The sequence below is a fragment of the Symbiobacterium turbinis genome, assembly GCF_055383075.1.
This window is the reverse complement of the sequence record NZ_AP042433.1, coordinates 2,812,145-2,837,973: the sequence shown is the minus strand read 5'-3', so window position 1 is coordinate 2,837,973 and position 25,829 is coordinate 2,812,145. Positions and strand designations below refer to the sequence as shown.

The window sequence follows — 25,829 nt, the reverse complement described above, 5'->3', positions numbered from 1 at the left end:
ATAAGGTCAGGGTGCAGCCGGCAGCGCATCCAGCCGGATGTCGGCCCAGACGGTCTCGCCGGAAGGCAGACCGACCAGGGGGGTGATGACGACCTCGCCCGGCGCCGTGCTGCTGCGGGCGCCGGCGGAATCCACCGCCACCGGCAGGTACCGGCGGCCGGGGACGAGGTTGCTGAAGCGGTAGATGCCCTCGTTGTTGGTGTAGGCCACCCGGTCCGCGACGTGGCTGCCCTCGGCGTACAGCACCACCTTGACGCCGGTGAGAGGCGTGCCGTCGGCGCCGACGACCCGCCCGGTGATCGCCGCGGGCACGTGGGCCGTGAGGTTGGCCTGTACGCCGAACCGGGTGCCGGGCTCCAGCACGCCGGCGGCGGCGGAGAGCACCGAGTCCTCTCTGGCCGCCCGCACCAGGTAGGCCTCGCCCGGAGTGGCAGGGGCCTTCACCACGTAGCTGCCGTCTTCGCCGACCACGCCGGAGAAGGTCGCCCCGTCGCTGGTGCGGATGACGGTCACCTCGGCCCCGGCGGCGGGCCGGTCATCGCCAGCCTGGACGAACCCCAGGAAGAGAGTCTCGCTGGGGCGGGCCACCAGCACCACGTTGCTGGGGGCGGCCGGGTTGAGGGGGGCCGGCTCCCGCTGGGCGCCGTCGGGCGCCACCGCGCCCCTGACGTAGGCCAGATCGGTGATGACCGGCAGGTAGCGGGTTTGCTTCGCGACCGGCAGGTTGCGGAACTCATACCGGCCCGCCTCGTCGGTTGTGGTCTCGGTTACCCGGCTGCGGCCCTCCTCGCGCAGCCCGACCTTCACGCCGGCCAGGGGCTCGCCCAGGTCGTTCACCACCCGCCCGGCCACAGAGGCCCGCTCGGGTTGGAGCACGAAGTCCGCGGTGTTGTTCCCCCGCCGCACGTCCACCAGGCCGGGCGGAGTCCCTTCCTCCACGAAGGGCTGGTCGGTGTACAGGTAGCCGTCCACCTTCACGCTGACGTGGTAGCCCGTTCCGGGGTCGTCCGCCGGGCTGTTGGGGACGTTGGCCTGAAGCCTGACGTCGTACCGCCCGTCCTCGTCGGTCTTCGCCCTCCAGGTCTGGGAGCCCCGGGAGACCTTCACCTCGGCCCCGGCGATCGGCTCGTCCAGGTGGTTCTTGACGGTGCCGGAGAGGACGGCGCTGCCGTAGCTGTAAGTATCCGGCGTCTGGGCGACGACGTTGGCGGAGATGCGCTCTCCGCCGGCGACGTTCATCCAGCCGGTGTCGCTGTTCATCAGGGTGCCGCCGGGGAAGGCGCGCACCCGGTAGGTGCCGCCGACGACCTCGGTGAAGGCGAAGCGGCCCTCCTCATCGGTGCGGGCCACCTGCACGGTGCCGACACCGGCGCGCTGCAGGTGGACCTCGACGTCCTTCAGCGGCTGCGCGCTGTTGTCGAACACCTTGCCGGCGATGTCGGCGTAGAGCTTGTTGAGCGCCAGCCGGTCGGCCCCGCTGAAGTCGAGCCAGCCGCCTTCCTGAAGGGAGAAGGGGGCGGTGGTCATGGTCTCGTGGTCATAACGGGAGACGCGCAGCCGGTAGGCGCCGCCCTCGGCGGGAGGCGCCGCGAGGCTGAAGTAGCCGGAACGGTCGGTGCGCGCCTCCGCCACGGGGCCCCAGCCGTCCAGCAGGAGCTCCACCGTGGCGTCCCAGACCGGCGTGCCCCGGGCGCCGGAGACGACCTCGCCGGTGACGCGCCCCGTGGCGATCGGGAGGGTCATATCGAGCTGGTTGCGGCGCCGGGGGTCGAGTGCACCGATCTCCTGGGAGACGGGGCGGTGCCCGTCGGCCCGGACCTGCAGGGTGTACTCGCCGTCGGCCCGCACGGAGGAGAGGGTGTACACTCCGAACTCGTTGGTGCGGGCCGTGGCCTCAAGGCCGTAGCCGGCCCGGAAGAGCTCGACGGTTGCCCGCGCCACGGGCAGCCCCCGGGAGTCCCGCACCAGGCCGGTGATGAAGGCCGTGTACGGCTCGGCGGTGAGCGTGAGGGCGGTGCCGTCGCTGGCGGGCACGTAGGCCCGCTCCACCAGGCCGTGCCCCTCGGCCCAGACCCGCAGCCAGAAGCTCTGGCCCGGGGGCAGGCTCAGGGTCGCCTGGCCCCGTCCGTCTGTGCGTGCCGAGAGGATGCCGGGCAGCCCGGGGGTGAGCAGTTGCACCTCGGCCTCCGGCAGCGGCGTGCCGTCTGTGCTGATTACCGTAACGCGCAGGGGAGGGGCGGCGGCGGGCTGCAGGAAGGAGAGGTCAGCCGCCGACGCCTTCGGCCCCGTGAGGCCCAGGAGCGCGAGGCTCAATACAAAGGCAATAAGCTTACGCATAGGTTACACCTCTATACTGTTCCTGACGCAAATATGGCATCGGTGAAGAAATCCGCGATATCGTCATCCAGCCGGTCGTACCAGCCTTCCGGCAAGAGGCCGGCGAAGGGGGCGGGGGTCTCGGGGCCCACCTGCAGCATCGCCCAGATGGCGGCTGCCAGTCCGACGGTCATGATGAGCGGGAGCTGCGGGTTGACCATCCTCTCGCCCAGCGCCCTGGCGAACGCCTCCCGGTCCTGGTCGGTGAAGGCGGAGACCACCTGCTGGAGCATGATGTCAGCGATCTCCGGGTGAAACCGGCCCTCGGTGAAGAGTACGTTGAAGACGGCGCGGTTCTCCCGGATGATCTGCACCAGCTCGCGGATGCGCATGCGGATGAGCTCACGCACGTCGCCCGTCCGGGGGAGCCTCCGCTCGCGGCGCAGGGCCTCCTGCACCACGGGCTCCACGCAGGCGAGGAACAACTCCTTCTTGTCCCGGAAGTATCGGTAGATGGTGCCCTCCGCCACGCCGGCCCGGCGGGCGATCTCGGCGGTGGTGGCGCCGTTGTAGCCCCGCTCGCTGATCAGGTGCAGCGCAGCCTCCAGAATGCGGGAACGGGTCGTTTCCATTAACTGTGCACCTCCCTACCCGTCGCCGACCGCGTGGCTGAGCTCCAGGAGGCGCAGCATCAGGCCGGCGGCGGCCTGAATGCGGCCCGCCTCGGCTTCGAGCGCGGCCGCGGAGGCGCTCTGCACCTCGACCCAGGTCGCGATGCCGGCCTCGTAGCGCAGCTCGGCGAGCCGCAAGGCCTCCCGGGCCATCTCCACGGCCTTCTCCCGGGCCTTCAACTCTTCCAGGGAGCCCCGGGCCGCGAGGTAAGCCTGGGTGACCTGGGCACGGGCCTGCGCGAGCGTGAGCTCGTAGTTGGAGGCGGCGGCCTGCACCTGGGCGGCGGCCCCGCCCCCTGCGGCCATGCCGGACTGCAGCCGGCGGCCGGCCAGCTCAACCGCCGCCTCGCGCAGGTCGGGGCGCCGTTGGATCGCGCGGGCGATCAGCCCCTCCAGGTCGTCCGGCAGGACGACGTCCTCCGCCCGCAGGGTGAGCGGTTCGGGCTGGACGTCCGGCGCAAGCGGAATGCCGATCACCTGGCCCAGGGCGCTGCGCGCTCCCTGCTCCATGGCCTCGGCTCCCGCCAGGGCCGCCTGCTGGCCCGCCAGGGCCGTCTGCACCTGCAGCAGGTCGTAGGGCGCCGCCATGCCGACTTCCACGGCGGCCTCCACGTTGGCGAGCTGGGTTTCCGTGCGTTCCAGCGCGGCCCGCTGCGCCAGAGCCGTGGCTGCGGCCTTCTGCCACTCCACGTAGGCCTGCAGCGCCCCGGCCCTCACCTGCTGGCGCGCGGCCTGGTACTGCGCGGCGGCCTGCTCGTAGGCGTAAGCGGCCTGCTGGCCCACCGCGCCGGGGGTGATGGCCTCAGCGGGGATCGTCAGCCCGTACTGGGACTGCAGGTAGGCGGCTGCCAGCGGGGCCAGGGCAGGGGCGCTCGCCGGCGCGGCCTGCATCGCTGCCCGGGCCGCCTCCACCTGGAGCGCCGCCATGCGCAGCCCGGGGTTGTGCCGCTCCGCCAAATAGAGGGCCTGGCTGAGGCTCAGGATCGGCGCCGGTGCGGCCGGCTGCTCGTCGGCGGGTGCCGGCTCACCGGACTCGGCTCCCGGGGGTTCGGCCCCTGCGGCACTGGCCTCGGGGACACCGACCTCCGGGGCACCGACCTCCGGGCCTCCGTCCTCCGGGGCTCCGACCTCCAGCGGGGCGGCAGCCGCGGGTGCGCCGAGGGCCGCGGCGCCCGTGCTGACCAGCAGCGCCACCGCAGCCAGTCTGGATACCAGCGAACGCGGAATCTGCATGATGGGCAATCACCCTCTCGATATCGGATCACAACCTGCCAGGAGGCAGGAGTGAGTACTCACTCATTCTAAACCCTACGCAAATTGGCGTCAATAGGAAAGGACGCACCCAGCGGCTGCCAGGTACGTCCTTCTTTCCACTTATGACCCGATATCTTCCCACAGAGCCAGGAGCCGGCGCACGGCGATGCGCGTCTGGCTGGCGTCGCCGCTCTCGAGCGCCCCTTGCAGCCCGGCCAGTTCGAGGTCGAATGCCTCCACCTCCTCGAAGGCGGATGAGAGGCGCACACGGCCCCGGACGTGCCGCCAGGCCTCGCCGAGCTGCCGAACGGCTGCGCCGGCGTCCTCCCAGCGCTGCTCCTCCGTATGGCTGAGGAGCTGTTCCAGATGGGCCGCGATGTCGTCGTGCGCCCCGAACGGGCGCTTCAGAAAGGTCCCCGAGTTCAGCGCCAGGGCCGAGACCGCGACGAACAGCGCGGGCAGGCCGTAGTAGATCAGCTGAAACAGCCGGCTTTTCACGGCAGCGCCTCCCTTTCCCCGGCTCAGTTGGGCCCGGGGTAGTCGCTGAGATCGTAGGCCTTGGGAAACTTATCGGTGTACCGGTCCACGTAGACCTTGCCTTCGGCGTCCACCACCGCCATGAAGGCCTCCCTGGGGCTTCCGACCCCCTGCTCCTTCAGCCTTGCCATCAGCCAGGCCCGGTTGACGCCCAGCCGGCGGAGGTTCTGGTCCATGACCTCGCCGTCCACCACCAGCTCGATGCCCAGACCCCGGGACGAGACCGGGACCTGCAGATCGGCCGGCGTGACCGGCTGGGTCTCGGGCGTCCTGAGCACGGAGAGCGTGCCGCGCGGCTCCAGGATGGCCAGCTCCACCTCGTCGAAGTGGAAGATGGACTGGCCCCGCAGAAGTTCCGCCAGCTCGCTCTCCCGCATCCGGAGCCGCCGCATGTTGTCCTCGAGAATCTGGCCCTTGTAGACCAGGATGACGGGCTCGCCATCCAGCATCTTGGCCATCCAGCGGCTCTTCAGGGCGAGGGCCTGCGTCAGCAGGGTGAAGCCGCCCCAGGCGGCCATCCCCACGAAGATGGGCCACGGCCGGATGGAGAGGTTGGTAGACAGCTCCGCGCCGAGCGACCCGAGGGTGATGCCGCTGACGTATTCGAAGAAGGTCAGCTGGCTCACCTGGGTCTTCCCGAGGAGGCGGCACAGGATCAGCAGGTTGAAGAACGTGATGGCCGAGCGGACCAGGACGACCGTAACTTCACCCAACGTGCCACCTCCGACCCGCGCCGGATGGAAACGGCGCGGTGTTTACAGACGGCTGAGTTCTGTTATACTGCGTTAAGATGCAGTCAGACATGCCCCCGCAGGAGGTGAGGACCGTGAATCAGCACGAGACACCGCTGTTTTCCGGACTGGTGCGGCATGCCGCGCGCAACCCGATCCAGTTTCACATTCCCGGCCACAAGAAGGGCGCGGGGATGGCCTCCGAGTTCCGGGAGTACATCGGTGAGCGCGCCTTCGCCATCGACCTGATCAACATCGCGCCCCTCGACGACCTGCACAACCCTCACGGCATCATCCGGGAGGCGCAGGCGCTGGCCGCCGAGGCCTTCGGGGCGGACCACTCCTTCTTCAGCGTGCAGGGCACCAGCGGCGCCATCATCACGATGATCATGACCGTCTGCGGGCCCGGCGACAAGATTCTCGTTCCCCGCAACGTCCACAAGTCGGTCCTCACCGGCATTGTGCTGTCGGGGGCCCTGCCCATATTCATGAACCCTGACCTGGATTACGACCTGGGCATCGCCCACGGCGTGAGCCTGGAGGCGGTGCGCCACACCCTGGATCAGCACCCCGACGCCAAGGGTGTGCTCGTGATCAACCCGACCTACTACGGCGTCTCGGCGGACCTCAAGGGCATCGTGGAGCTGGCCCACTCCCGGGGGGTTCCGGTGCTGGTCGACGAGGCCCACGGCGTCCACCTCTGCTTTCACGATGAACTGCCGCTCTCCGCAATGCAGGCGGGCGCCGACATGGCGGCCACGTCGGTGCACAAGCTGGGCGGCTCCCTCACGCAGACCAGCGTGCTGAACGTGCGCGAGGGGTTCATCAACCCGGGGCGGGTGCAGGCCATCCTCTCCATGCTGCACACCACCTCCACCTCGTACCTGCTGCTGGCGTCGCTGGACGTGGCCCGCAAGCAGCTGGCCACCCGTGGGCGGGAGCTGATCGACCGGGCCGTTCGCCTGGCGGAGCGCGCCCGGCGGCAGATCGACGAGATTCCCGGCCTGTACTGCCTGGGGCCAGACTCGGTGGGTCAGTCGTCGTCCCGCTTCGACCTGGACCCCACGAAGCTCTGCGTCAACGTGAAGGAGCTGGGCGTGACCGGCGTTGAGGTGGAGGTGCTCCTGCGGGAGGAGTTCAACATCGAGGTAGAGCTGTCGGACCTCTACAACATCCTGTGCATCATCTCGCTGGGCGATTCGGCGGAGGACGTGGATGCGCTGGTGGCCGCGCTGCGCGAGATCTCCCGCCGCTACTACCGGCAGCGGCCGGCCAACGTGGTGAAGGTGAAGGTGCCCACGACGCCGATCCTCGCCATGCACCCCCGGACGGCGTTCTACGCGGAGACAGAGGTGGTGCCCATCCGGGAGGCGGAGGGGCGGGTGATCGCCGAGTCGATCATGGTGTATCCGCCCGGCATCCCGATCCTGCTGCCCGGTGAGATCGTGGCCGAGGACAACCTGGACTACCTGGACGAGTGTATTCAGGCCGGGCTGCCAGTGCAGGGCACCGAGGATCCCGAGGTCAAGCTGGTGAAGGTAGTGAAGGATGTTCACCGTTAGGTAGTTGAATTGTCGATACATTAGCCTTGGATTTGTCGACACGTTCGCGCGTGTTTCCGGGGGCGGCCTGCGGGCCGTCCCCGAATTTTTTGCGCGTGGCGATTCGACACGGGGATGGGGCTGCGGGAAAGTTGTACACAGGTTTTCGCCGACCTGTGGAGAACTCGCGTTCCCCGAAACGCCCACGCGGCGCGGCTTTGTTCGTTCGGGTCGAAAAATTATCCCCCGTCATTGTGGATAACTTGTGGTCAAACTGGGGATGCCGCGGTGGACAGTTTTCGCGCGACGAACAGGAAAAATCTCCACGTGAAGACCGCCCTGCCGCGACCTGCGTAGCATGGGGAAAAAGACGGAGGTCGGGGTATGGTCTTCTACTTCGTGCAGCCAGGTGAGACGCTGTTCGCCATCGCCCGGCGATACCGGACGACCGTTCACGCCCTCGTCACCGCCAACCGGCTGAAAGATCCCAACGCGATCAGCCCGGGCCAGGCGCTCCTGATTCCCCGCCCCGGCGAGCGGCCGTCGCCGCCGCCCGGAGGCCTCGTGCACCGCGTGCGCGCGGGCGAGACGGCCATGGCCCTGGCGGCCCGCTACGGGACGACGGTGAAGGCCATCATGCTGGCCAACCAGCTGGCGCACCCGGAGTTCATTGCGCCGGGGCAACGGCTGGTGATACCGGAGCCGCCGGAGCCGGGGGCGGACTGGCCCATGCTGGGGCGGGTGCCCAGCCGCGCGGCCGACGGCCCGGCGACGCCCGCGGCGCCGCCCACCCACCGGTGGACCCGCCGGGCCGCGAAGCCCGCCGGAGTCCGCCCCTCGGCGCCGGTGACCCGGTACGGTCTGGTCTATGTCGGCCTGGGAGACGGCATCTATTATGCGCTGGACCAGTGGACGGGCGCGGTGCGCTGGAAGGTAGATGCACCGGCTGCACGGGACGCTTCCGCCCTGCCCGCGCCCGCGGTCTATGATGGACTTGTCTACTTCTGTGAACCCGGCGGGCCCATGCGGGCGGTGGATGCCCGGACGGGAGACGCGGTATGGCAGGTTCTGCCGGGTGAGGACCTGGGTTCGCCCCTCGCCGCTGACGGCATCCTTTATTGCGGATCCGGGCGCGGCGGCGCGCTGGCCGTGGAGGCGAAGACCGGCGCCCTGGTCTGGAAGGCCCCCCTGGACGGGCCCGTGACGCGGCCGGTGGCGCTGGGCGACGGCATGCTGTTCGCCGTCACCGAAGCGGGGACGCTCTGGGCCGTGGACGCCCTGACCGGGACAGTGCGGTGGCAGGCGGAGGCGGCGCCGAGCGCGCCCGTCTTCGCGGAGCTGCTGGTGGTGGCGGGCGGCCGGGCTTTCGACGCGCTGACCGGAGAGCTGGTCTGGAGCAGGCCGGATCTCCCGGGCACGCCGGCGGTGCGGGGCGAGGCGGTCTGTTACCCCGGCCGCTGGGTGGATCTGTTCACGGGCGAGGCGGTGGCGGAGCCCTGCAACGGGGCCGGGACGCCACCGGCCGGGCCGGAGCCCTGCAAGGCGGCGGGGACGCCATCGGCCGGGGCGGAGCCCTGCAAGGCGGCCGGTGCGCCACCGGCCGGGGCGGCGCACCTTCTGGCCGGGGATCTGCACCTGTGGGCTACGCAGGAACCGGCGCTGGTGGGCTGCGACGGGGCGAGCCGGCGCCTGCGGTGGTCCGTTCCCCTCCCGGCCCCGGCCGTGGCGATGGCGTTGGCCGGCGGATGGGTGTTCGTGACGCTCGGCGACGGCGCGCTGGCGGCCTACCGCACAGCGTGAGCGGAGCGAGCCGGCGGGCGCAGGCCCCGGCCCCGGCAAGGGGCCGGGGCTTCTTGCATGGAGCGGGCCGCGGCCAGGGAGACTAGGCTTGATCACTGGCAGAGGAGGAGGAGTGGCTGTGCACAGGCTGCTGAAATGGGCGCTCGCGGTCTGCGCGGCAGGCGCGCTGCTGCTGTGGCCGGAGGCGACCTTCGACGGTCACCGGACATTCGCCGAGAGCAGGGCCGCGAAGGACAACCTGCACCTGCTGGCCCAGACGGTCTGCGGCGAGGCCCGAGGCGAACCGTACGAGGGCAAGGTGGCCGTGGCGGCGGTGATTCTGAACCGCACCCTGGACAACCGGTTCCCTGATTCGGTGGCGGGGGTCGTCTACCAGACCCATGCGTTCGAATCGGTCTCCAACGGGGAGATCTACAAGGAGACGACCGAGGAGTGCTTCAAGGCGGCGCGGGCAGCCCTGGCCGGCTGGGACCCCTCCAACGGGTCGCTTTACTTCTTCGCCCCGGCCAAGACCAGCAACGCCTTCATCTGGTCCCGCGAGCAGGTGCGGACCATCGGCAAACACATCTTCGCGAAGTAGGGGGCCGTCGCCGTGCAGTCGCAGAAGGGGCAGGTATGGGCGTATCTGCTGCTGGGCGTTGCGCTGGTGGGCGCGATGGGTTTCGGCGCCTACCAGACCCGCCTGAAGAACCAGTACCTGCGGGAAGCCGAAAACAAGTACATGGCCGCATTCCACAAGCTGAAGTGGACCAGCGAAAACATCGAGGAGCGCACGGCCAAGCTGATGGCCACCAGCGACCCCAGGCTCCAGGAGAGCCTGCTGGCGGACCTTCGGGTCTTCAGCGCGCAGGCGGTGGAGCACATGTCGACCCTGCCGTTCACGACCATGAACACCCCGCGCGTCGCCAACTTCCTGAACACCCTGCGCGCGCAGTCCGACGAGAAGCACCACAAGCTGAGCACGGGGGAGCCCCTGAGCGAGGAAGACTGGGCCCAGCTCATGGAGCTGCGCAAGCAGGCCGTCTTCTTTGAGGAGGAACTGTCGAACCTGCTGGGCCTGGTGGGGAACAACCTGATCCGCTGGCACCCGACGGTGCAGGCGACCAGCCCGGCGCAGAGCGGCCAGGCCTCGACGCCCATCACCAAGTCGGTGATGACCCTGGAGCAGAACCTCCCCGTGCCGCCCGGGGAGGAGGGCGCCCTGGCGCCGGAGAAGACGCGGCTGCCGCGCCCGCAGACGGACCCGGGCCCCCGGGTCGACGCCGCGACCGCCGCAGAGGCGATCAAGCGCTTCGTGGACATGCCCCTGAAGGGCGAGCCTGTGCAGACGGGGGTGTACGATCCCGAGGACAAGGAGAAGGGGCTTTCCCTCTACTACTTTGATGCCACGAAGGAAAACGGACTGCCCATGAACTTTGGGGTCTCGGTGCACGGCGGCCACGTGATCTACATGGTCGACGGGCGGGCCGTGGCCGAGAAGAAGCTCGCGCCCGGGCAGCTGATCGCGAAGGCCACCGAGATGCTGGCGAAATGGGGCTTCGATTCGGTGGCCCTGGTCTCGCACGCCGAGAACGACGGGACGCTGGTGATGGACTTCGCGCCCGTGGCGGGCGGCGTCGCCATCCACACCGAGATGATCCGGGTCATGCTGGCGATGGACAACGGCGAGCTGGTGGGATACGACGCCCGCGCCTACTGGGTGAACCACATGGACCGCGACCTGCCTGAGCCGCAGATCGGGGCGAACGAGGCCGCCGCCCGCACATCGCCGCGCCTTACCGTCACCGGAGAGCCGCGCCTCTCTTTGATCGCCGACCGGCGCGGGCAGGAGCGGCTGGTCTGGGAGGTGCCGGGGCGCGTGGAGGATCAGCACTTCCGGGTCTTCGTGGATGCGATGGACGGGACGGAGGTCGACCTGATCCGCTCGGTCGGGGACCCGGCCCCGCCGCTGCAGGAAGGGTAGCGTGTCGACTGCACGCCTCCGCGGGCCGCATGGCTCGGCGACCTGGCATGCCTCCGTCCTCGTTACCTGAGCGTGTCGGGAGGCCTGTCCGCCCCCGGCGCACCGGCCGCGCTGCGAAGCCTGCGCTCGGTGCCCTACAACACGCTTTGTTGCTCACTGGTCGTGAGGGCCGGAAGGGGTGGCTGGTTGCCGGGGCGAGCGGTGGTAAGAATGTGCACTTTCGTGGACCCCAGGCGGGGAAAGGGCTAGCGGGAACGCGTTCCCGGAAGCGCTCGTGACAGCGGGGGTTGGGGAAAGTGCACATTCGTTCCAACAGCCTGTCCGCCGCCGGGGCACCGACCGCTGCGAAGCGTGAGCTCGGCACCCTACAACGCACCTGCTCACTGGTCTGGAGGGCATGGGAGGGGGGCTGGCTGCCGCGAGCGGGCAGTGGTAAGTAAGAATGTGCACTTTCGTGGACCCCAGGCGGGGCGCGGGCTAGGGGGAAAGGGTTCCCGGAAGCGCTCGTGGCAGCGGGGGTTGGGGAAAGTGCACATTCGTTCCAAAGGCCTGTTTGCCGCTGGCGCACCGGCCGCGCTGCGAAGCCCGGCTCGGCGCCCTACAACGCGCCTCAGCTCACTGTTCTGGAGGGGCCGGGAAGGGGTGGCTGGCCGCCACGTTGAGCAGTGGTAAGAATGTGCACTTTCGTGGACCCCAGGCGGGGCGCGGGCTAGGGGGAACGTGTTCCCGGAAACGCTTGTGGCACCGGGGGTTGGGGAAGTGCACATTCGTTCCAAAGGGCAGGCCGCCGCCGGCGTACCGACCGCGCTGTGAAGCCCGTGTTCGGCGCCCCACAACACGCCCTGTGGCTCACTGGTCCGGAGGCCCGGAAGGGGGGGCAGGCTACCGCGGGAGAGCAGTGGCAAGAATGTGCACTTTCGCGAACGCCAGGCACGACAAGGGTCAGCGGGTACGCGGTGCTGGGAACGGTTGTGGGAAACGGGTTCTCGGAAAGTACACATTCGTTCCCTCGGAACTGCGCCGGGCATCGGGATGGCTCGTCGGCCTCCTGGAGCCCGGACTCTGCCCCGGGCCTGAATCGGCGCCAGTCGCCGGTTCAGGCCCTATTCGCGCGCACCGCGGCGGGATCGAACCTTTCACCCCGGAGCGGGACTCTTCCTAATGCCGCCAATCACGCAGAAGCGCGAACGAAGGAGGGTGTTGCCGTCATGCGGGAATACGCGATGGGTTGGGGAACGCTGGCCCTGGTCAACGCCGGGTTGGCGCAGTGCAAGCGAAAGAGCGGACTCCTCTGGTTCCTGCTCTCGCTGATCCTGGGACCCGTGGCCACCTTCCTGCTGGTCGTCCTGTACCCGGCCGAAGGATAACTGCATCAGAATGAGGACAGGGGCTGTCCCGGGTGCGCGCCGGAGACAGCCCTTTTCGCGCGTTTCGCCGCCCAGTTCCGGAGAGGCAGGCACCCCCCCAAATGCAGCTTGCCGGTTCACGAATGCATTTCGCCGTCGAAAACCGGCTATTGGCAGGCGAAGGCTTGACGTGGTATAGTGATTAGTACCTTATGCCTACGCCGGCACGCGGTAGTAGCACTTTCGTGTCAGGCGTGACGACCGTGCAGGGGAGGTAGACTTCTGTGGCTGCGACCCCCACGCAGGGAACGATCCGGCTCCCCGTCAAGGACGAGCTCGGGTTTTTCAACATCCGGCTGGAATCGATCGGGGGCTACGGCGCCAACATCGCCGGCAAGATGCTGGCCGAGGCCGGTGTGCTGTACCAGGGCCTGAACGGCGCCAACTTCTCCTCTTACGGCTCCGAGAAGAAGGGCTCGCCCGTGAAGTCCTTCATCCGCTTCGCCGAACCTGACACCCCGATCCGCATCAGCTCGCCCATTGAGGAGCCGCACATCGTCTGCATCTTTCATGAAGCCCTCATCCGCGCGCAACCGGTCGCGGACGGCCTCCGCCCGGGCGGTGTGGTGATCGTGAATACCCGAAAGCGGCCGGACGAGATCCGGCAGATGCTCGGCCTGGACGACGTGACCATCGGGACCTTTGACGCCACCACCATTGCGGTGGAGACGGGCTCCCGGGTCAACATGGCCGTGCTCGGCGCCATCGCCCGCGCGGCGGACTTCCTCGACACCGAGGCGATCAAGGCCCTCATCACCGATACGTTCATGAAGAAGTACCCCCGCACCGTTCCTGGGAATCTGCGCTGCTTCGAGCGGGGCTACGAGGAGATTCAGTTCGAATACTTCGGCCCGTCTGCGGAAGCGCCCGCCGCCCGCAGCCGCGGTTCCGGCGCCGCCTACGGCTACCTGAACATGCCCATCGGCGGCGTCATCCCCAACCCGGGCAACATGGCCCTGAAGGACCTGAGCGCCTCGCGCCAGGGCTTCCTGCCGGAGTTCCTCCGGGAGAAGTGCATTGACTGCGCGCAGTGCGACCTGGTCTGCCCCGACTTCTGCTTCGTGTGGGAGGAGGGGGTCGACAAGCGGGGACGGCCCGCGATGGTGCTGAAGGGGATCAACTACCAGTACTGCAAGGGCTGCCTGAAGTGCGTCGAGGCCTGCCCGGTGGACGCCCTGCGGGAGCTGCGCGAGCACGACGGCTACGCGGACGCCCACACTGTGCGGCACGACCATCTGCTGGCTGTGGGGAGGTGAGCGGTCATGGCGCTGAAAGAGGAGCAGCTGAGGGTCCAGAAGACCACCTTCAAGTCGGGCAACGAGATGGCCGCCCTGGCGGCGAGCCAGATCAACTTCCACCTGATGGGCTACTACCCGATCACGCCGTCCACCGAGATCGCCGAGTATATTGACGAAATGCGGGTGGAGGGCGAGAACACCATCGCGATGATCGCCGGCGACGGCGAGCACGGCGCCGCCGGAATCTGCTACGGCGCCGCGGTGGCCGGCGGGCGGGTGTTCAACGCCACCTCGGCCAACGGCTACCTGTACGCCCTGGAGCAGATGCCTGTGCAGTCGGGCACCCGCATGCCCATGGTGCTCGACCTGGTCACGCGGTCGGTGTCGGGGCCGCTGGACATCCGCGGGGACCATTCCGACCTCTACTTCGCCCTGAACACGGGCTGGATCATCCTGTACGCGAACAACCCGCAGGAGGTCTACGACCTGCACCCCATCGCCGTCAGGGTCGGCGAGCACCCCGAGGTGCGCCTGCCGGTGATCGTCGGCTTCGACGGATTCTTCACCAGCCACCAGAAGCGGAGGGTCTCGTACTTCGAGGATCCGAAGGTGCTGCAGGAGTTCGTCGGGCCGCAGCCCGAGGGCTTCCCCCACGCCCTGGATCCCCGCAATCCGAAGACCTTCGGCCCCTATATGAACGACCCGGACCTGATCAACAACAAGTACCAGCTGCACCTGGCCATGGAGGCCGCCCGCCGGGTGATCCCCGAGGTCTTCGCCGAGTGGGAGCGGATCTCCGGCCGTCGGATCGAGATGGTCGAGGGCTACCGCATGGAGGACGCGGACGTGGCGGTCGTGCTGCTGGGCTCCGCGGCCGACACCGGCAAGCAGGTGGCCGACCAGCTGCGGGAGCAGGGCGTGCGCGCCGGCGTGCTGACCCTGCACGTGCTGCGGCCGTTCCCGGCCGCCGAGATCCGGGAGGCCCTGCGCGGGGTGGCCGCGATCGTCATCGGCGAGCGGGCCGACTCCTACGGTTCGGGCGGCGGCAACCTGTCGCATGAGATCAAGTCCGCCCTGAAGGACGATCCGGACAACCGCACCCTGGTGGCCACCCGCATCTACGGCCTGGGCGGCAAGGACTTCTACCCGGCCGACGCCGAGGCGTTCTTCGCGCTGGCCCTGGAGATGGCCCGCACAGGCCGGGTGGAGGCGCCCTTCGACTACCACGGCACCACCGCGGCCACCGAGACGCAAGCCCTGCCGGTGGTGCGGCCGCTGACCCGCGAGGAGCAGCAGTCGCCGGTGAAGGTCGAGGTCGTGGGTGACGAGGTGAAGGTCACCGTACCGCCGCCCCGGAAGATGATGGAGATGCCCAAGCGCATCACGCCGGGGCACGGCGCCTGCCCGGGCTGCGGCATCTTCCCGGCCCTGGACAACTTCTTCCGCGCGCTCTCCGGCGACGTGGTTGTGCTCTTCCAGACCGGGTGCGCGATGGTGGTCACCACGGGCTATCCCTACTCGGCCCACCGGGTCACCTATATCCACAACCTGTTCCAGAACGGCGCGGCGACGCTCTCGGGCGTGGTGGAGGTGTTCCACGAGAAGAAGCGCCGGGGCGAGATCGACGTCGGCGAGGACATCACCTTCGTGATGGTGACCGGCGACGGGGGCATGGACATTGGCATGGGGCCGGCCATCGGCGCCGCTCTGCGCAACCACAACATGATCATCCTGGAGTACGACAACGAGGGCTATATGAACACCGGCTCGCAGCTCTCCTACTCCACGCCCATCGGCCACAGAACCGCCACCTCCAACGTGGGCAGCCTGGGCGGCGGCAAGACGTTCCACCACAAGGACACGCCGCAGATCATGGCCGCGACCCACATCCCGTACGTGTTCACGGCCGTGGAGTCGCAGCCGCAGGACCTGTGGAAGAAGGCGGCCAAGGCACAGTGGTACGCCAAGAACGTCGGCCTGGCCTATGGCAAGCTCCTGATCGCCTGCCCGCTCAACTGGCTCGCGGAGGACCGGCTGGGCACCAAGATCGTGCAGGCCGCCGTGGACTGCAACTTCTTCCCGCTCTACGAGGTGGAGCGGGGCAAGACCCGGCTGACGTACGACCCCGAGGCCAGGGGCCGGAAGATCCCCGTGGAAGAGTGGCTGAAGATGATGGGCAAGACGCGCCACCTGCTGAAGCCGGAGTTCGCCGAGGTGCTGGCGGAGTTCCAGCGGGAGGTTGACCGCCGGTTCCGCCGGATCAAGGCGATGAGCGAACACCCCGACCTATAGCGAGTGAAAGGCCGCCGGACAGGAAGCCGGCGGCCTTCCGCGCGCCCGCCGGCGCGCGGGGCCGCGCCCGCAGGGCAGGAGTTTGCGCGGGCCACGGAGAAACTCGCGACGCCACTGTACAGCGCGTAACCCGCACGGGCGCGCGGTGGACCGACTTTGCGAAAGGGGGGGTGCCGAATGGCACTCGCGCCCGAGGGGCCGGGTGAGTTCGGTTTTTTTGAGGCGCTGATGAAGCGGGGCTTCGTCAACATCCCCCGGATGCTGTTTGACTATACCCTGGATCTCGGTCTCGACTACGACCGCATCGGCAAGATCTTTGCCGTGCTCGCCTGTGTGGGGGGGCCGGGAGAGAGCCCCTACAGCGTTTACACGGTTACCCGCCGCAACACGCCGCGCGATTTCGACCAGGTCCGCACCCTGGTGCTGCAGCTGGAAGAGGACATGATCACCCGCTGCGACCATGTGACGGAGAATGAGGTCACGTTCTCTTTCGGACCGCTCTTCGCGCGCCTCTACGCCGTATGGGAGGAGTACTGGCACGAGCACCAGAGGGAGATGGCCCGGAAGGGGCCCCACCCGGCCGTTGCCCTGGCGGAACGGCTGCTGGGGCGCTCGCTCTCCACCCGCGACGTGCGCGAGATTCTGTCGTGGGTGGACGAGTACGGGTTTGCGGTGGAGATGGTGGAAGCCGTGCTGCGGGAAGGTCTCCGCCAGGGGGTAACCCGCATGAGCTACCTGAAGGCGATCGCGCGGGAGTGGGCGGAAGCGGGGCTGCAGACGCCGACGCAGGTGGCCGCGTACCTGGAGGAGCACCAGAAGGCCGTGGCCCGCCACCGCAAGGCGACGCACGCCCTGGGCATCAAGCGGCCGCTGACCGCCGCGGAGCAGGCGATGATCGAACGCTGGTACGAGGAGTGGGGGTTCGACGACGACGTCATCCTCCAGGCCTGCGAGCAGTCGGCCGGCGCGAAGAACCCGCTGCAGTACACGAACAAGGTGCTCGAGAGCTGGTTGCAGGAAGGCATCCGCACCCGCGCGGACCTGGACCGCATGCTGGAGCAGAAGCGGCAGACGGCGGCCGCGGGCGTGGAGTCCGGCCGCGCTGCGCGGTCGGGCCGCAGGGGTTCCGGCCAGTCCAACGTCATCTTGAAGCGCGAGAAGAAGGATGATAGTTACTATGAGGTTGTCTTTAAGCGATATGACGATTGAGCGGGCCAAACGCCGGGAGGCCCGCATCCGCCAGCTGGAACAGGAGCGCGCCGAGCGGGAGGCGGCCATCTTCGCGCGGCTGCCCCGGCTGGCCGAGATCAAGGCGCTGCAGGCGGAGATCGGGCTGGATCTGGCGCGCCTCTACCTGAAGCGGCCGACCCGCTTCAAGATGACCTTCGAGGAACTGCGGGACTGGTCGCTCCGGCTCTCGCAGGAGCGGGAGGAGATCCTCCGCCGGCACGGCATCGATCCCCGGGAGCTGGAGGTGCACTGGGACTGCCCGGAGTGCCAGAACACCGGCTGGATCCGGGACACCGAAGCCGGCGACACCGTATCGCCCCCCCGCAAGTGCCGGTGCCTCATCCAGGAGGAGATCGAGGACCTCTACCGGGTGGCGGGCCTCACCGGTCCATTGCGGGAGCAGACTTTCGACCGCTTTGACCTTACCGTCTACCCGCCGGAGAACCGGAAGCACAACGCCGGGGTTCTGGCCGACTGCCGCCGCTTCGCCGAGGAGGTGGCGGACGGGCGGTGCCGCAGGTCACTGCTCCTGCAGGGCGGGGTGGGATTGGGAAAGACCTTCCTGGCCTCGGCCATCGGCAACCACGTCATCGCGGCCCGCAAGACGGTGCTCTACTTCACCCTGGCGGAGTTCATCGACCTCATCCGCGCCGAGAAGTTCGACGACGAGGCCGACTTCCGGGAGGCCGCGCAGCGGCTGCTGGAGGTCGACCTGATCATCCTGGACGACCTGGGCGCGGAGAAGGCGACCGAGTTCGTGGCCCAGGAGCTGTTCAACCTCATCAACGTGCGGCTGAACCGCCAGATGCCCATGGTCGTCTCCACCAACCTGCGGGCGGCCGAACTGCAGGATACATACGGGGAGCGCATCGCCTCGCGGCTGCTCTTCGGCTTCGAGGCCCTCACCCTGGAGGGCGAGGATGTGCGGCGGGTGCTGCGCCTGCGGGCGCACGGGCGCTGAGCCTCGCAGGTGTACCGCGCCGCACCGTCGAATAGAGCCGTGAGGAGGGTGGCCAATTGGCACAGGACCAGGAGCGGACGCCGCTCTTCACGGCGCTCACAGAGTACGCCGCGCGTGTGCGGGCGCCGCTGCATGTGCCCGGGCACAAGCTGGGCCGCGCCGCGCCCCCGGAGTGGCGGGACTTTCTCGGGCCCTCTGCCCTGGCGATCGACCTGACCGAGGCCCCCGGGCTCGACGACCTGCACGCGCCGGAAGGGGTCATCGCCGAGGCGCAGGAGCTGGCCGCCGCGGCCTTCGGCGCCTGGCGGAGCTACTTCCTTGTGGGCGGCACCACGGCGGGCCTGCATGCGCTCATCCTCGCCGCCTGCCGTCCCGGCGAGACCATCGCGGTGCCGCGCAACGCCCACCGTTCCGTGCTCGGGGCCCTGATCCTGGCCGGGCTCCGGCCCCGCTGGGTGCGGGTGACCTTCGATGCGGAGCTGGGCATCGCAACCGGCCCTGACCTGGCGTCGCTCTCGGCGGCCCTGCCGGGCGCGGCTGCGGCGGTGCTGGTTCACCCCACCTACTACGGCATCGCCGCGGACACCGCGGCCGCGATCGGGCTCATTCACCGCGCAGGGCTGCCCGCCCTGGTGGACGAGGCCCACGGCGCGCACTTCCCCTTCCATCCCGCGCTGCCGCCCTCGACGCTCTCCCTGGGGGCAGACGGGGTCGTGCAGTCGCTGCACAAGACGGGGGGCAGCCTGACCCAGTCCTCCCTGTGCCACCTGGGGCACGGAAGCCGCATCCTTCCTGAGCGGCTGCAGGAGATGCTAAGGCTGGTACAGAGCACCAGCCCCTCGTATCTGCTGATGGCCTCGCTGGACCTGGCCCGGCGCGAGCTGGCCCTGCGGGGGCGGGAGGCCTGGGAGCGTGCGCTGGAGCTCGCCCACGAGGCGCGCCGGCGCATCGACGCCCTGCCGGGACTCCGGGTCCGCCCGACCGACGACCCCACCAAGCTGCTCATCGACGTGCGGGGCCGGGGCACGACGGGCTTCCGGGCGGCGGACTGGCTGTGGGAGGAGGCCGGGGTGGCCGTGGAGGCGGCTGGCCTGACGTATCTGTTGGCCGTGCTGTCTCCCGGGGATTCCCGGGAGCAGCTGGACGCGCTGATTGCGGGGCTGGAGCGGCTGCCTGCGGGAGAGGGTGCGCCTGTCCTCCCGCCGGAGCCGCCGTGGCCCGAGGTGATTCTGCCCCCGCGGGAGGCATACTTAGCCCGAAAGGAGCCGGTGCCGCTCGGCCGTGCGGAGGGGCGCATCGCGGCCGAGCTGGTGGCGCCGTACCCGCCGGGCATCCCGGTGGTGGCGCCGGGCGAGCGGCTGACGGCGGATGTGCTGGACTACCTCCGGCACGCCGCCCGCGCCGGCTGGCACCTCCAGGGCCCTGCGGATCCTCAGCTGCGCAGCATCCAGGTCGTGGAGGAGTGAGCGGCGGTGTCGGTCTTCATCAGCTTCGAGGGGGTCGACGGCTCCGGCAAGTCGACCCAGATCAAGCTCTTGCTGCAGTACCTCGATGAGCGGGGCGTTCCCTACGTCTTCACCCGGGAGCCGGGCGGCACGCCGATCGCCGAGCAGATCCGCCAGATCCTTCTGGATCCGGCCAACCGGGGGATGTCGGTGATCACGGAGGCCCTGCTGTTCGCGGCGAGCCGCTCCGAGCACGTGAGCCGCACGATCCGGCCGGCCCTGGAGGCGGGCAAGGTGGTGATCTGTGATCGCTTCGTCGACTCGTCGCTGGTCTACCAGGGCGCTGCCGGAGGCCTGCCGATGGAGTTCCTGCTGACAATCAACGAGATGGCCACGGGCGCCCTGCGTCCGCACCGCACGATCGTGCTCGATGTGGCCCCGGAGGTCGCCATGGCCAGGCGGAGCGGCGAGGAGGCCGACCGCATCGAGCGAAAGGCCCTGGAGTACCACCAGCAGGTCCGGGAGGGCTACCTGGAACTGGCCCGGGCGGAGCCCCGGCGCGTGAAGGTGGTCGATGCGTCCAGGAGCGTGGACGAGACGCAGAGCGAGATCCGGAGGCTGGTGGAGGAAGTGCTGCCCCGCCGCTTCCGCGGGGCCGGCGTCACAACGTGAGCGAAAGGGGGCGAACCTCCGTGAAACTGATCATCGCGATCGTTCAGGATAAGGATACCCACCGCCTGCTGTCGGGGCTGACCCAGGAGGGCTTCCGCGCGACCAAGCTCAGCTCGACGGGCGGCTTTCTGCGGGAGGGCAACACCACCCTTCTCATGGGGGTGGAGGACGATCGGGTGGAGGACATCCTGCGCATCATCAAGAGCACCTGCCGCTCGAGGGAGCAGCTGGTCACGCCGCTTTCACCCATGGGCGGGCCGGCGGACTCGTACATCCCTTATCCGGTGGAAATTACTGTGGGTGGCGCCACCATCTTCGTGCTCGACGTGGAGCGCTTCGAGCAGTTCTAGGGGGCCTTGGGCGTGACGTGGTCTGCGATTCGCGGCCAGCGCCTGGCCGTCGACCTGCTGCGGCGGGCGGTGGCCGGCGGCCGGGTTGCCCATGCTTACCTGTTTGCCGGCCCTCCCGGGGTGGGGAAGCGGCTGGCCGCGGCCGAACTGGCCCGCAGTCTCAACTGCCTGGCGTCTGAGGCGGGCGAGGCTTGCGGGGCGTGCCGCTCCTGCCTGAAGCTGGCCGCGGACCCGCCGGTGCATCCGGACGTGATCGTGGTGGAGCCCGACGGGCGGCTGATCAAGACCGAGCAGATGCGCCGGGTGCAGAACGAGGTGTACGCCCGCCCGACGGAGGGACGATTCAAGGTCGTCATCATCGACGGGGCCGAGCGGATGAACGCCGAATCCGGCAACCGGCTGCTCAAGGTCCTGGAGGAGCCGCCGGCCTACGCCCGCTTCGTCCTGCTGACCACCAACGCAGCGGGGGTGCTGCCGACCATCGTCTCCCGGTGCCAGATCGTGCATTTCTCGCCACTGCCGCCGGAGGAGGTCGCGGCCGTGCTGCAGGAGAAGGCCGGAATCGGCGCCGAGGAAGCCTGCCTGTTTGCGTCGCTCTCGGGCGGTTCGGTGGGGGCGGCCCTGGCGATGGCCGCCAGCCCGGAGGTGGGCCGGCGTCGGGATGAGGCATTTGACCTGCTCCTCGGCCTGGGGGAGATGGACGATGCGGCGCTTCTGGAGCAGGCCGCAGCGTGGGAGAAGGAGAAAGAACTCCTGGAGGAGCGGCTGGAGATGACCGCCCTCTGGCTGCGGGACGCGCTCCTGCTCGCCCGGGAGGCGCCGGAGCGGCTGGTCGTCAACGCAGACCGGATCGCGGACGCGCGCAGGCTGGCCCGGCGCTACGGCGGCCCCGGCCTGATGGCGATGCTGGAGAGCCTGGCTGCCGCGCGGGGAGCGCTGCTGCGCAATGCCAACACTCGGCTGGCGTTGGATGTGCTGCTGCTTGACCTCCACAGCGCTGCTCAGCCGTGAGCAGGCTTGCAGGGCGAGATCATGAACCGGTGCTGCACACGGCAGCGAGGAGGTGACGGGGTGGTCTGTGTCGTTGGCGTACGTTTCAAGCTGGCCGGGAAGGTTTACTACTTCGATCCCGGCGAGCTGCCCGTCGCCCAGGGAGATCGAGTCATCGTCGAGACGGTGCGGGGCGTGGAGTACGGGGAGGTCGTCGTCGGGCCGAAAGAGGTCCCGGACGACGAGGTGGTCCAGCCCCTGAAAAAGGTGATTCGCATTGGGAACGACCGGGACGCGCAGATCGCGGAGGTGAACAAGCGCAAGGAGAAGGATGCCTTTGCGATCGCTCTCCAGAAGATCGAGGCGCACAACCTCGATATGTACCTGGTCGACGTTGAGTAAACATTTGACGGGTCAAAGATCATCTTCTACTTTACCGCGGAGGGGCGGGTCGATTTCCGCGAGCTGGTCCGGGATCTGGCCTCAGTCTTCCGCACCCGCATCGAGATGCGCCAGATCGGCGTGCGGGATGAGGCCAAGCTGCTCGGGGGCATTGGGCCCTGCGGGCGCGTCCTCTGCTGCACCAGCTTCCTCGGCGATTTCTCGCCGGTGTCGATCCGGATGGCCAAGGATCAGAACCTCTCGCTGAATCCCTCGAAGATCTCGGGGCTCTGCGGGAGGCTGATGTGCTGCCTGCGCTACGAGCAGGAGACCTACGAGGCGGCGAAAGAGGATCCGACCCTGGCCCCCGGCTATGTGCCGCCGCCGCTGCCCGATTCCGAACCGGAGGAGCTGCCCGAGGTCGAGTGGCTGGCGGAGCCCCCGGCGCCTGTTGTGGAGGAGGCGCCGCAGCCGCGCGGAGGTGGAAACGCCCGGATCGCAGCGGCCGGCGAGGAGGAAAAGCCGGCCAGGCGGGGACGCGGCCGGAAGCGGGGCGCCAGGGCCCAGGACGGCGGTGCGACGGTCGAAGCTCCGGCTCAGGAGACCGGCAGCGCCAAGAGCGAGCGGCGGAGCAGGAGCAAGTCCGGCGAGGCCAGGCGCACGAAGCGGCAGAGCAGGCGGCAGGAGACCAGGGGCGAGCAGTCCCGTGCCGAGCAGAATCAGGGCGACCAGCACGGGGCTCAGCGCGCCCGTGATGCCCAGGATGCGGCTGCAAGGCAGGGCGAGGCCAAGACCGCGGAGCGGTCCGCGCGCAGCGGGCGCCGGCGCCGCCGGAGGCGCAGCGCGGCCGCCGCCGCCAGCGGCGCCGTCGGCGGGGCGTCAGCTGGCGGCGAGAAGCCGGCAGCCGGCGGGCAGACCGGCGGATAACCCACGGGAGGCTGACGGGACGTGGCGGGCACGCTCTTCATCGTCGGCACGCCGATCGGCAACCTGGAGGACATCACCCACCGGGCCTTGCGGATCCTCAGGTCGGTGGCCGTGATCGCGTGCGAGGACACGCGGGAGACGCGGAAACTGCTGCAGCACTTTCAGATTGACACGCCGACCACCAGCTACCACGAGCACAACAGGCGCAAGGCGGGTCCGATGCTGATCCGGCGGCTGCTGGAGGGTGAGGACGTTGCTCTTGTGAGCGACGCCGGGATGCCGGCCATCTCCGACCCGGGCGAGGAACTGGTTCGGAGCGCGGTGGAGGCGGGGATCCCCGTCGTCCCCATCCCGGGGCCCACCGCGTTCGTGACCGCTTTGGTGGCATCGGGGCTTCCGACCCGGCGCTTTGCGTTCGAGGGATTCCTGCCCCACAAGGGCCGGGAGCGCAGGCGGGCGCTGGAGCGGCTGAAGGGTGAGGAGCGAACGCTCATCTTGTACGAAGCGCCGCACCGCCTGCTGGAGACGCTCCGCGACCTGCGGGCGGCGCTCGGGGACAGGCAGATGGTGGCCGGGCGGGAGATGACGAAGATCCACGAGGAGTACGTGCGGGGCGCCATTTCAGAGGTCATCGACCACTTCACCCGCCACGCTCCGAGAGGGGAGTTCGTGCTGGTGCTGCAGGGCGCTGAGGAGGACGCCGCCGGGGGCGAAGCGCCCGATCCGGCGCTCCTTGCCCGGGAGGTAGAGGCCTTCATGGCGCAGGGGGTGGACCGGAAGGTGGCGATGAAGGAGGTCGCTCTGCGGTACGGGGTCTCCCGCAAGGCTGTCTACCAGGCGCTGCTGGATGCGAAGGAACAGGAATGAAAAAAGCACTCCGCCGCTGGCGGAGTGCTTTTGCTTGGTGCGCCCGGCATGGGCGCTGACTTGGCGGTGAGAGTCCGCTGCGGGCGAGGCAGCACGAGCCCGCTAGCCAAAGGCAAGGGTGTCCGTCGCGAGGCGGAATCTGGAGGAAGCCGGAGGCAAAGCCACGACCCGAGGAACACGAACCTCATAGGAGGCTGTGCCGCCTGGGTGAGCTGGCGAACCACAGCAAAACCCGAGGCTGCCAAAGGGCGGTGCAGTAGATGGGGCGGGTGCGGGGCGAAGGTCAGCGTCCTTACCCGGGGAGGTCTGCCGGGAACGCCAGCAACGCTGGTAACCCGGGTCGGGAGGCCCGGCTGAACCGGCAGAAGTCAGCAAAGCAGTCCTGTAATGATGTAGGACGGCGTTGAGAAAAGTAAAGGCCTCCTGATACGGTAGGGTGTGAAAGGTAATCACCACTCGTAACAGGAGGTCACGGAACGCAATGCAATTGAAGCAGCGAGCCAGGAAATTGGCCCTGGTCCGAGGTGAACCCACGGTGGTGGTCGGTATCGACATCGCCAAGCGGAAGCACTGGGCCTGGGTGGTCGACGGAGTGACCGAGGTGCCCGTGGGCAGCCCCTTCCATTTCCAGAATAGCAGGGAAGGGTTCGACCGTCTACTGGGAAAGATCGCACGAGCGAAGGAGAAGGCTGGCGCTACCCGCGTGGTGGTGGGGATGGAACCGACCGGGCACTACTGGAAGCCGCTGGCGTGGTATCTCCAGCAGGTGGGCTTCACGGTGGTCATCGTCAACCCGGCCCATGTCAAGGCGAGCAAGGAACTGGACGATAACTCGCCCACGAAGAACGACCGTAAAGACGCCTGGCTCAACGCCCAGTTGGTCCTGCAAGGCCGGTTCTCCGTGCCGTATCTGCCAGACGGGGTCTATGCAGAACTGCGGATCCTAACCCAGGCCCGGCAGCAACACCGGCGGAAGCTGAACGCCGCCCTGAACCAGCTGCAGGCGCTCCTGGACGAGTACTTCCCGGAGTACACGGAGGTGTTTGCCGACCCGCTCGGTCAGGCGTCGCTGTATGTGCTGCAGTACCGGCCGTTTCCACAGGACGTGCTGGCGGTGCCGGTGACTCAGCTGGCGGCGGAACTCCGGGCTGCCAGCAACCGGCGGGTCGGGCTCCGGCGGGCCCAGGACCTGCAGGAAGCGGCTCGGCGGTCTATAGGGGTGCCGTACGGGCTGGACGCCGCCCGGCTTCAGCTGCGGCAGATCCTCCAAGAAGTGATCTTTTGGAAGGAACGGTTGGCGGAGACGGAGGCGGCAATGGCCGAGGCGTTGGAGAAGACGGGCCTCGCCCAGTACCTGCTGAGCGTGCCTGGGGTCGGTGTGGTGACCGCTGCTGCCTTCCTAGGCGAGGTAGGCGACCTGCGCCGGTATGCGGACTGGCGGCAACTTCGCAAGCTGGCGGGCTACAACCTGACAGAGAACACGTCGGGGCAGCGGGACCGCAGCCGGACGCCCATCAGCAAGCGCGGCCGGCCTGGACTGCGCCACGTGCTGTACCAGATGGCGATGACGGCGGCCGCCAAGAACCGGGAGTTTCGAGCGCTGTACAAGCACTTCAGGACTCGCCAGCAGAACCCGCTCAAGGGCAAGCAGGCCCTGGTGGCGCTGGCGTGCAAGCTGTTGCGGGTGCTGTTCACCCTGGTCAGGAAGCAGTGTAGCTATGATCCGGCCAGGGCCTTGGGGGCCTGGCGGGCGGAGCAGTTAGGTCTCGCCGCCTGAGAGGGCGGTGTGCCGATAGATGTGCCGCTTTGGGTGGGGGAAGCCGACTATGGCTGGAAGGGCATGACCCTGCAGCAAAGTACTAGCGCCCCACCCGCCCCCATTTAGGCAGGACGAAGGACTTTGAGGGCAAGGACCCCGGGAGACATGATAGGGTGGCCGGGGGCGGAGTACGTGGGACCCGTCCAGGCGGCAGCATACAGGGCATGTCTGAAGAGTCGCACGGGGCTCTTCTCTGCCACCCCGCGTTTGTCTCGCACCAGAAGTCAGAGTCTTTCGTCCAATGGGTGTGTCTGAGCCAAGTGGCAGGACGCGAAATGGTGCGAACCAGCGAAATTGAGAGAGTTTGAGTGCATAACATCGAGATAGGCCATAGTACCGGCAGGGGGACGCCCCGACCGGGAAGGGCCGAACGTCAGGAGAGGGGTGAACCCGTTGCGTTCGAGCAGCCCGCGACAAACGCAGAAAACCCCGCACGGG

Annotated in this window: 20 protein-coding genes and 1 pseudogene; 16 read left to right on the top strand and 5 right to left on the bottom strand. The window is 68.7% G+C overall.

The window, feature by feature from the left end; translation table 11 throughout:
• Positions 1-6: 6 nt before the first annotated feature.
• The 5 genes from ACZ45O_RS13665 to ACZ45O_RS13645 form a co-directional block, all read right to left on the bottom strand.
• Positions 7-2,337 carry a carboxypeptidase regulatory-like domain-containing protein gene (locus ACZ45O_RS13665; RefSeq protein ID WP_464853732.1) on the bottom strand — a complete coding sequence of 777 codons (2,331 nt, stop codon included), beginning with the start codon at positions 2,335-2,337 and terminating at the stop codon, positions 7-9.
• Positions 2,338-2,348: 11 nt separating this feature from the next.
• Entirely contained in the window at positions 2,349-2,948 is a 600-nt protein-coding gene (locus ACZ45O_RS13660) for a TetR/AcrR family transcriptional regulator (protein ID WP_464853730.1), read from the bottom strand.
• A 15-nt stretch (positions 2,949-2,963) separates the two neighbouring features.
• Positions 2,964-4,220: a TolC family protein gene (locus ACZ45O_RS13655; RefSeq protein ID WP_464853728.1), complete on the bottom strand. Its 1,257-nt coding sequence runs from the start codon at positions 4,218-4,220 to the stop codon at positions 2,964-2,966.
• Positions 4,221-4,361: 141 nt separating this feature from the next.
• On the bottom strand, positions 4,362-4,739 hold the full coding sequence (locus ACZ45O_RS13650) for a hypothetical protein (protein ID WP_464853727.1): 378 nt from the start codon (positions 4,737-4,739) through the stop codon (positions 4,362-4,364).
• Positions 4,740-4,762: 23 nt separating this feature from the next.
• Entirely contained in the window at positions 4,763-5,491 is a 729-nt protein-coding gene (locus ACZ45O_RS13645) for a DUF421 domain-containing protein (protein ID WP_464853725.1), read from the bottom strand.
• 104 nt (positions 5,492-5,595) lie between these two features.
• Between ACZ45O_RS13645 and ACZ45O_RS13640 the strand changes: the two genes are divergently transcribed.
• The 16 genes and pseudogenes from ACZ45O_RS13640 to ACZ45O_RS13565 all read left to right on the top strand — a co-directional run bounded on the left by ACZ45O_RS13640 (position 5,596) and on the right by ACZ45O_RS13565 (position 25,349).
• On the top strand, positions 5,596-7,071 hold the full coding sequence (locus tag ACZ45O_RS13640) for an aminotransferase class I/II-fold pyridoxal phosphate-dependent enzyme (RefSeq protein ID WP_464853723.1): 1,476 nt from the start codon (positions 5,596-5,598) through the stop codon (positions 7,069-7,071).
• Positions 7,072-7,434: 363 nt separating this feature from the next.
• Entirely contained in the window at positions 7,435-8,850 is a 1,416-nt protein-coding gene (locus ACZ45O_RS13635; protein WP_464853721.1) for an outer membrane protein assembly factor BamB family protein, read from the top strand.
• A 118-nt stretch (positions 8,851-8,968) separates the two neighbouring features.
• Positions 8,969-9,430: a cell wall hydrolase gene (locus ACZ45O_RS13630; protein ID WP_464853719.1), complete on the top strand. Its 462-nt coding sequence runs from the start codon at positions 8,969-8,971 to the stop codon at positions 9,428-9,430.
• A 12-nt stretch (positions 9,431-9,442) separates the two neighbouring features.
• Positions 9,443-10,813 (top strand): PepSY1/2 domain-containing protein, encoded by a 1,371-nt coding sequence (locus ACZ45O_RS13625; protein WP_464853717.1) that lies wholly within the window; start codon positions 9,443-9,445, stop codon positions 10,811-10,813.
• Positions 10,814-12,021: 1,208 nt separating this feature from the next.
• Positions 12,022-12,180 carry a hypothetical protein gene (locus ACZ45O_RS13620; protein ID WP_464853716.1) on the top strand — a complete coding sequence of 53 codons (159 nt, stop codon included), beginning with the start codon at positions 12,022-12,024 and terminating at the stop codon, positions 12,178-12,180.
• Between the two features lie 263 nt (positions 12,181-12,443).
• Entirely contained in the window at positions 12,444-13,475 is a 1,032-nt protein-coding gene (locus tag ACZ45O_RS13615; RefSeq protein WP_464853714.1) for a 2-oxoacid:acceptor oxidoreductase family protein, read from the top strand.
• 6 nt (positions 13,476-13,481) lie between these two features.
• A complete protein-coding gene (locus tag ACZ45O_RS13610; RefSeq protein ID WP_464853713.1) occupies positions 13,482-15,749 on the top strand; it encodes a thiamine pyrophosphate-dependent enzyme in 2,268 nt (755 codons plus the stop codon).
• A gap of 177 nt (positions 15,750-15,926) precedes the next feature.
• Entirely contained in the window at positions 15,927-16,958 is a 1,032-nt protein-coding gene (locus ACZ45O_RS13605; RefSeq protein ID WP_464853712.1) for a DnaD domain-containing protein, read from the top strand.
• Positions 16,948-17,940: an ATP-binding protein gene (locus tag ACZ45O_RS13600; protein ID WP_464853710.1), complete on the top strand. Its 993-nt coding sequence runs from the start codon at positions 16,948-16,950 to the stop codon at positions 17,938-17,940. The genes ACZ45O_RS13605 and ACZ45O_RS13600 overlap by 11 nt, the downstream gene beginning before the upstream one ends.
• A gap of 56 nt (positions 17,941-17,996) precedes the next feature.
• A complete protein-coding gene (locus tag ACZ45O_RS13595) occupies positions 17,997-19,406 on the top strand; it encodes an aminotransferase class I/II-fold pyridoxal phosphate-dependent enzyme (RefSeq protein ID WP_464853708.1) in 1,410 nt (469 codons plus the stop codon).
• A 6-nt stretch (positions 19,407-19,412) separates the two neighbouring features.
• Positions 19,413-20,057, top strand: a complete 645-nt coding sequence (gene tmk, locus ACZ45O_RS13590; protein WP_464853706.1) for a dTMP kinase — start codon at positions 19,413-19,415, stop codon at positions 20,055-20,057.
• 20 nt (positions 20,058-20,077) lie between these two features.
• Positions 20,078-20,407 (top strand): cyclic-di-AMP receptor, encoded by a 330-nt coding sequence (locus tag ACZ45O_RS13585; RefSeq protein WP_464853705.1) that lies wholly within the window; start codon positions 20,078-20,080, stop codon positions 20,405-20,407.
• Positions 20,408-20,419: 12 nt separating this feature from the next.
• Complete coding sequence (gene holB / locus ACZ45O_RS13580; protein WP_464853704.1) at positions 20,420-21,418, top strand: DNA polymerase III subunit delta'; 999 nt, start codon at positions 20,420-20,422, stop codon at positions 21,416-21,418.
• 60 nt (positions 21,419-21,478) lie between these two features.
• A pseudogene (locus ACZ45O_RS13575) lies at positions 21,479-22,117 on the top strand (PSP1 domain-containing protein); the annotation flags it as partial.
• 609 nt (positions 22,118-22,726) lie between these two features.
• Positions 22,727-23,572, top strand: coding sequence for a 16S rRNA (cytidine(1402)-2'-O)-methyltransferase (rsmI, locus tag ACZ45O_RS13570; RefSeq protein ID WP_464853703.1), 846 nt, complete (start codon positions 22,727-22,729; stop codon positions 23,570-23,572).
• A 481-nt stretch (positions 23,573-24,053) separates the two neighbouring features.
• Positions 24,054-25,349, top strand: coding sequence for an IS110 family RNA-guided transposase (locus tag ACZ45O_RS13565; RefSeq protein WP_464846448.1), 1,296 nt, complete (start codon positions 24,054-24,056; stop codon positions 25,347-25,349).
• The last annotated feature ends 480 nt before the right edge of the window (positions 25,350-25,829 follow it).

Coding starts and splice junctions, on each gene's coding strand:
- ACZ45O_RS13665 (WP_464853732.1), bottom strand. CDS start 2,337: ATGCGTAAGCTTATTGCCTTTGTATTGAGCCTCGCGCTCCTGGGCCTC.
- ACZ45O_RS13620 (WP_464853716.1), top strand. CDS start 12,022: ATGCGGGAATACGCGATGGGTTGGGGAACGCTGGCCCTGGTCAACGCC.
- ACZ45O_RS13610 (WP_464853713.1), top strand. CDS start 13,482: ATGGCGCTGAAAGAGGAGCAGCTGAGGGTCCAGAAGACCACCTTCAAG.
- ACZ45O_RS13600 (WP_464853710.1), top strand. CDS start 16,948: ATGACGATTGAGCGGGCCAAACGCCGGGAGGCCCGCATCCGCCAGCTG.
- ACZ45O_RS13660 (WP_464853730.1), bottom strand. CDS start 2,948: ATGGAAACGACCCGTTCCCGCATTCTGGAGGCTGCGCTGCACCTGATC.
- ACZ45O_RS13605 (WP_464853712.1), top strand. CDS start 15,927: ATGGCACTCGCGCCCGAGGGGCCGGGTGAGTTCGGTTTTTTTGAGGCG.
- ACZ45O_RS13565 (WP_464846448.1), top strand. CDS start 24,054: ATGCAATTGAAGCAGCGAGCCAGGAAATTGGCCCTGGTCCGAGGTGAA.
- ACZ45O_RS13655 (WP_464853728.1), bottom strand. CDS start 4,220: ATGCAGATTCCGCGTTCGCTGGTATCCAGACTGGCTGCGGTGGCGCTG.
- ACZ45O_RS13635 (WP_464853721.1), top strand. CDS start 7,435: ATGGTCTTCTACTTCGTGCAGCCAGGTGAGACGCTGTTCGCCATCGCC.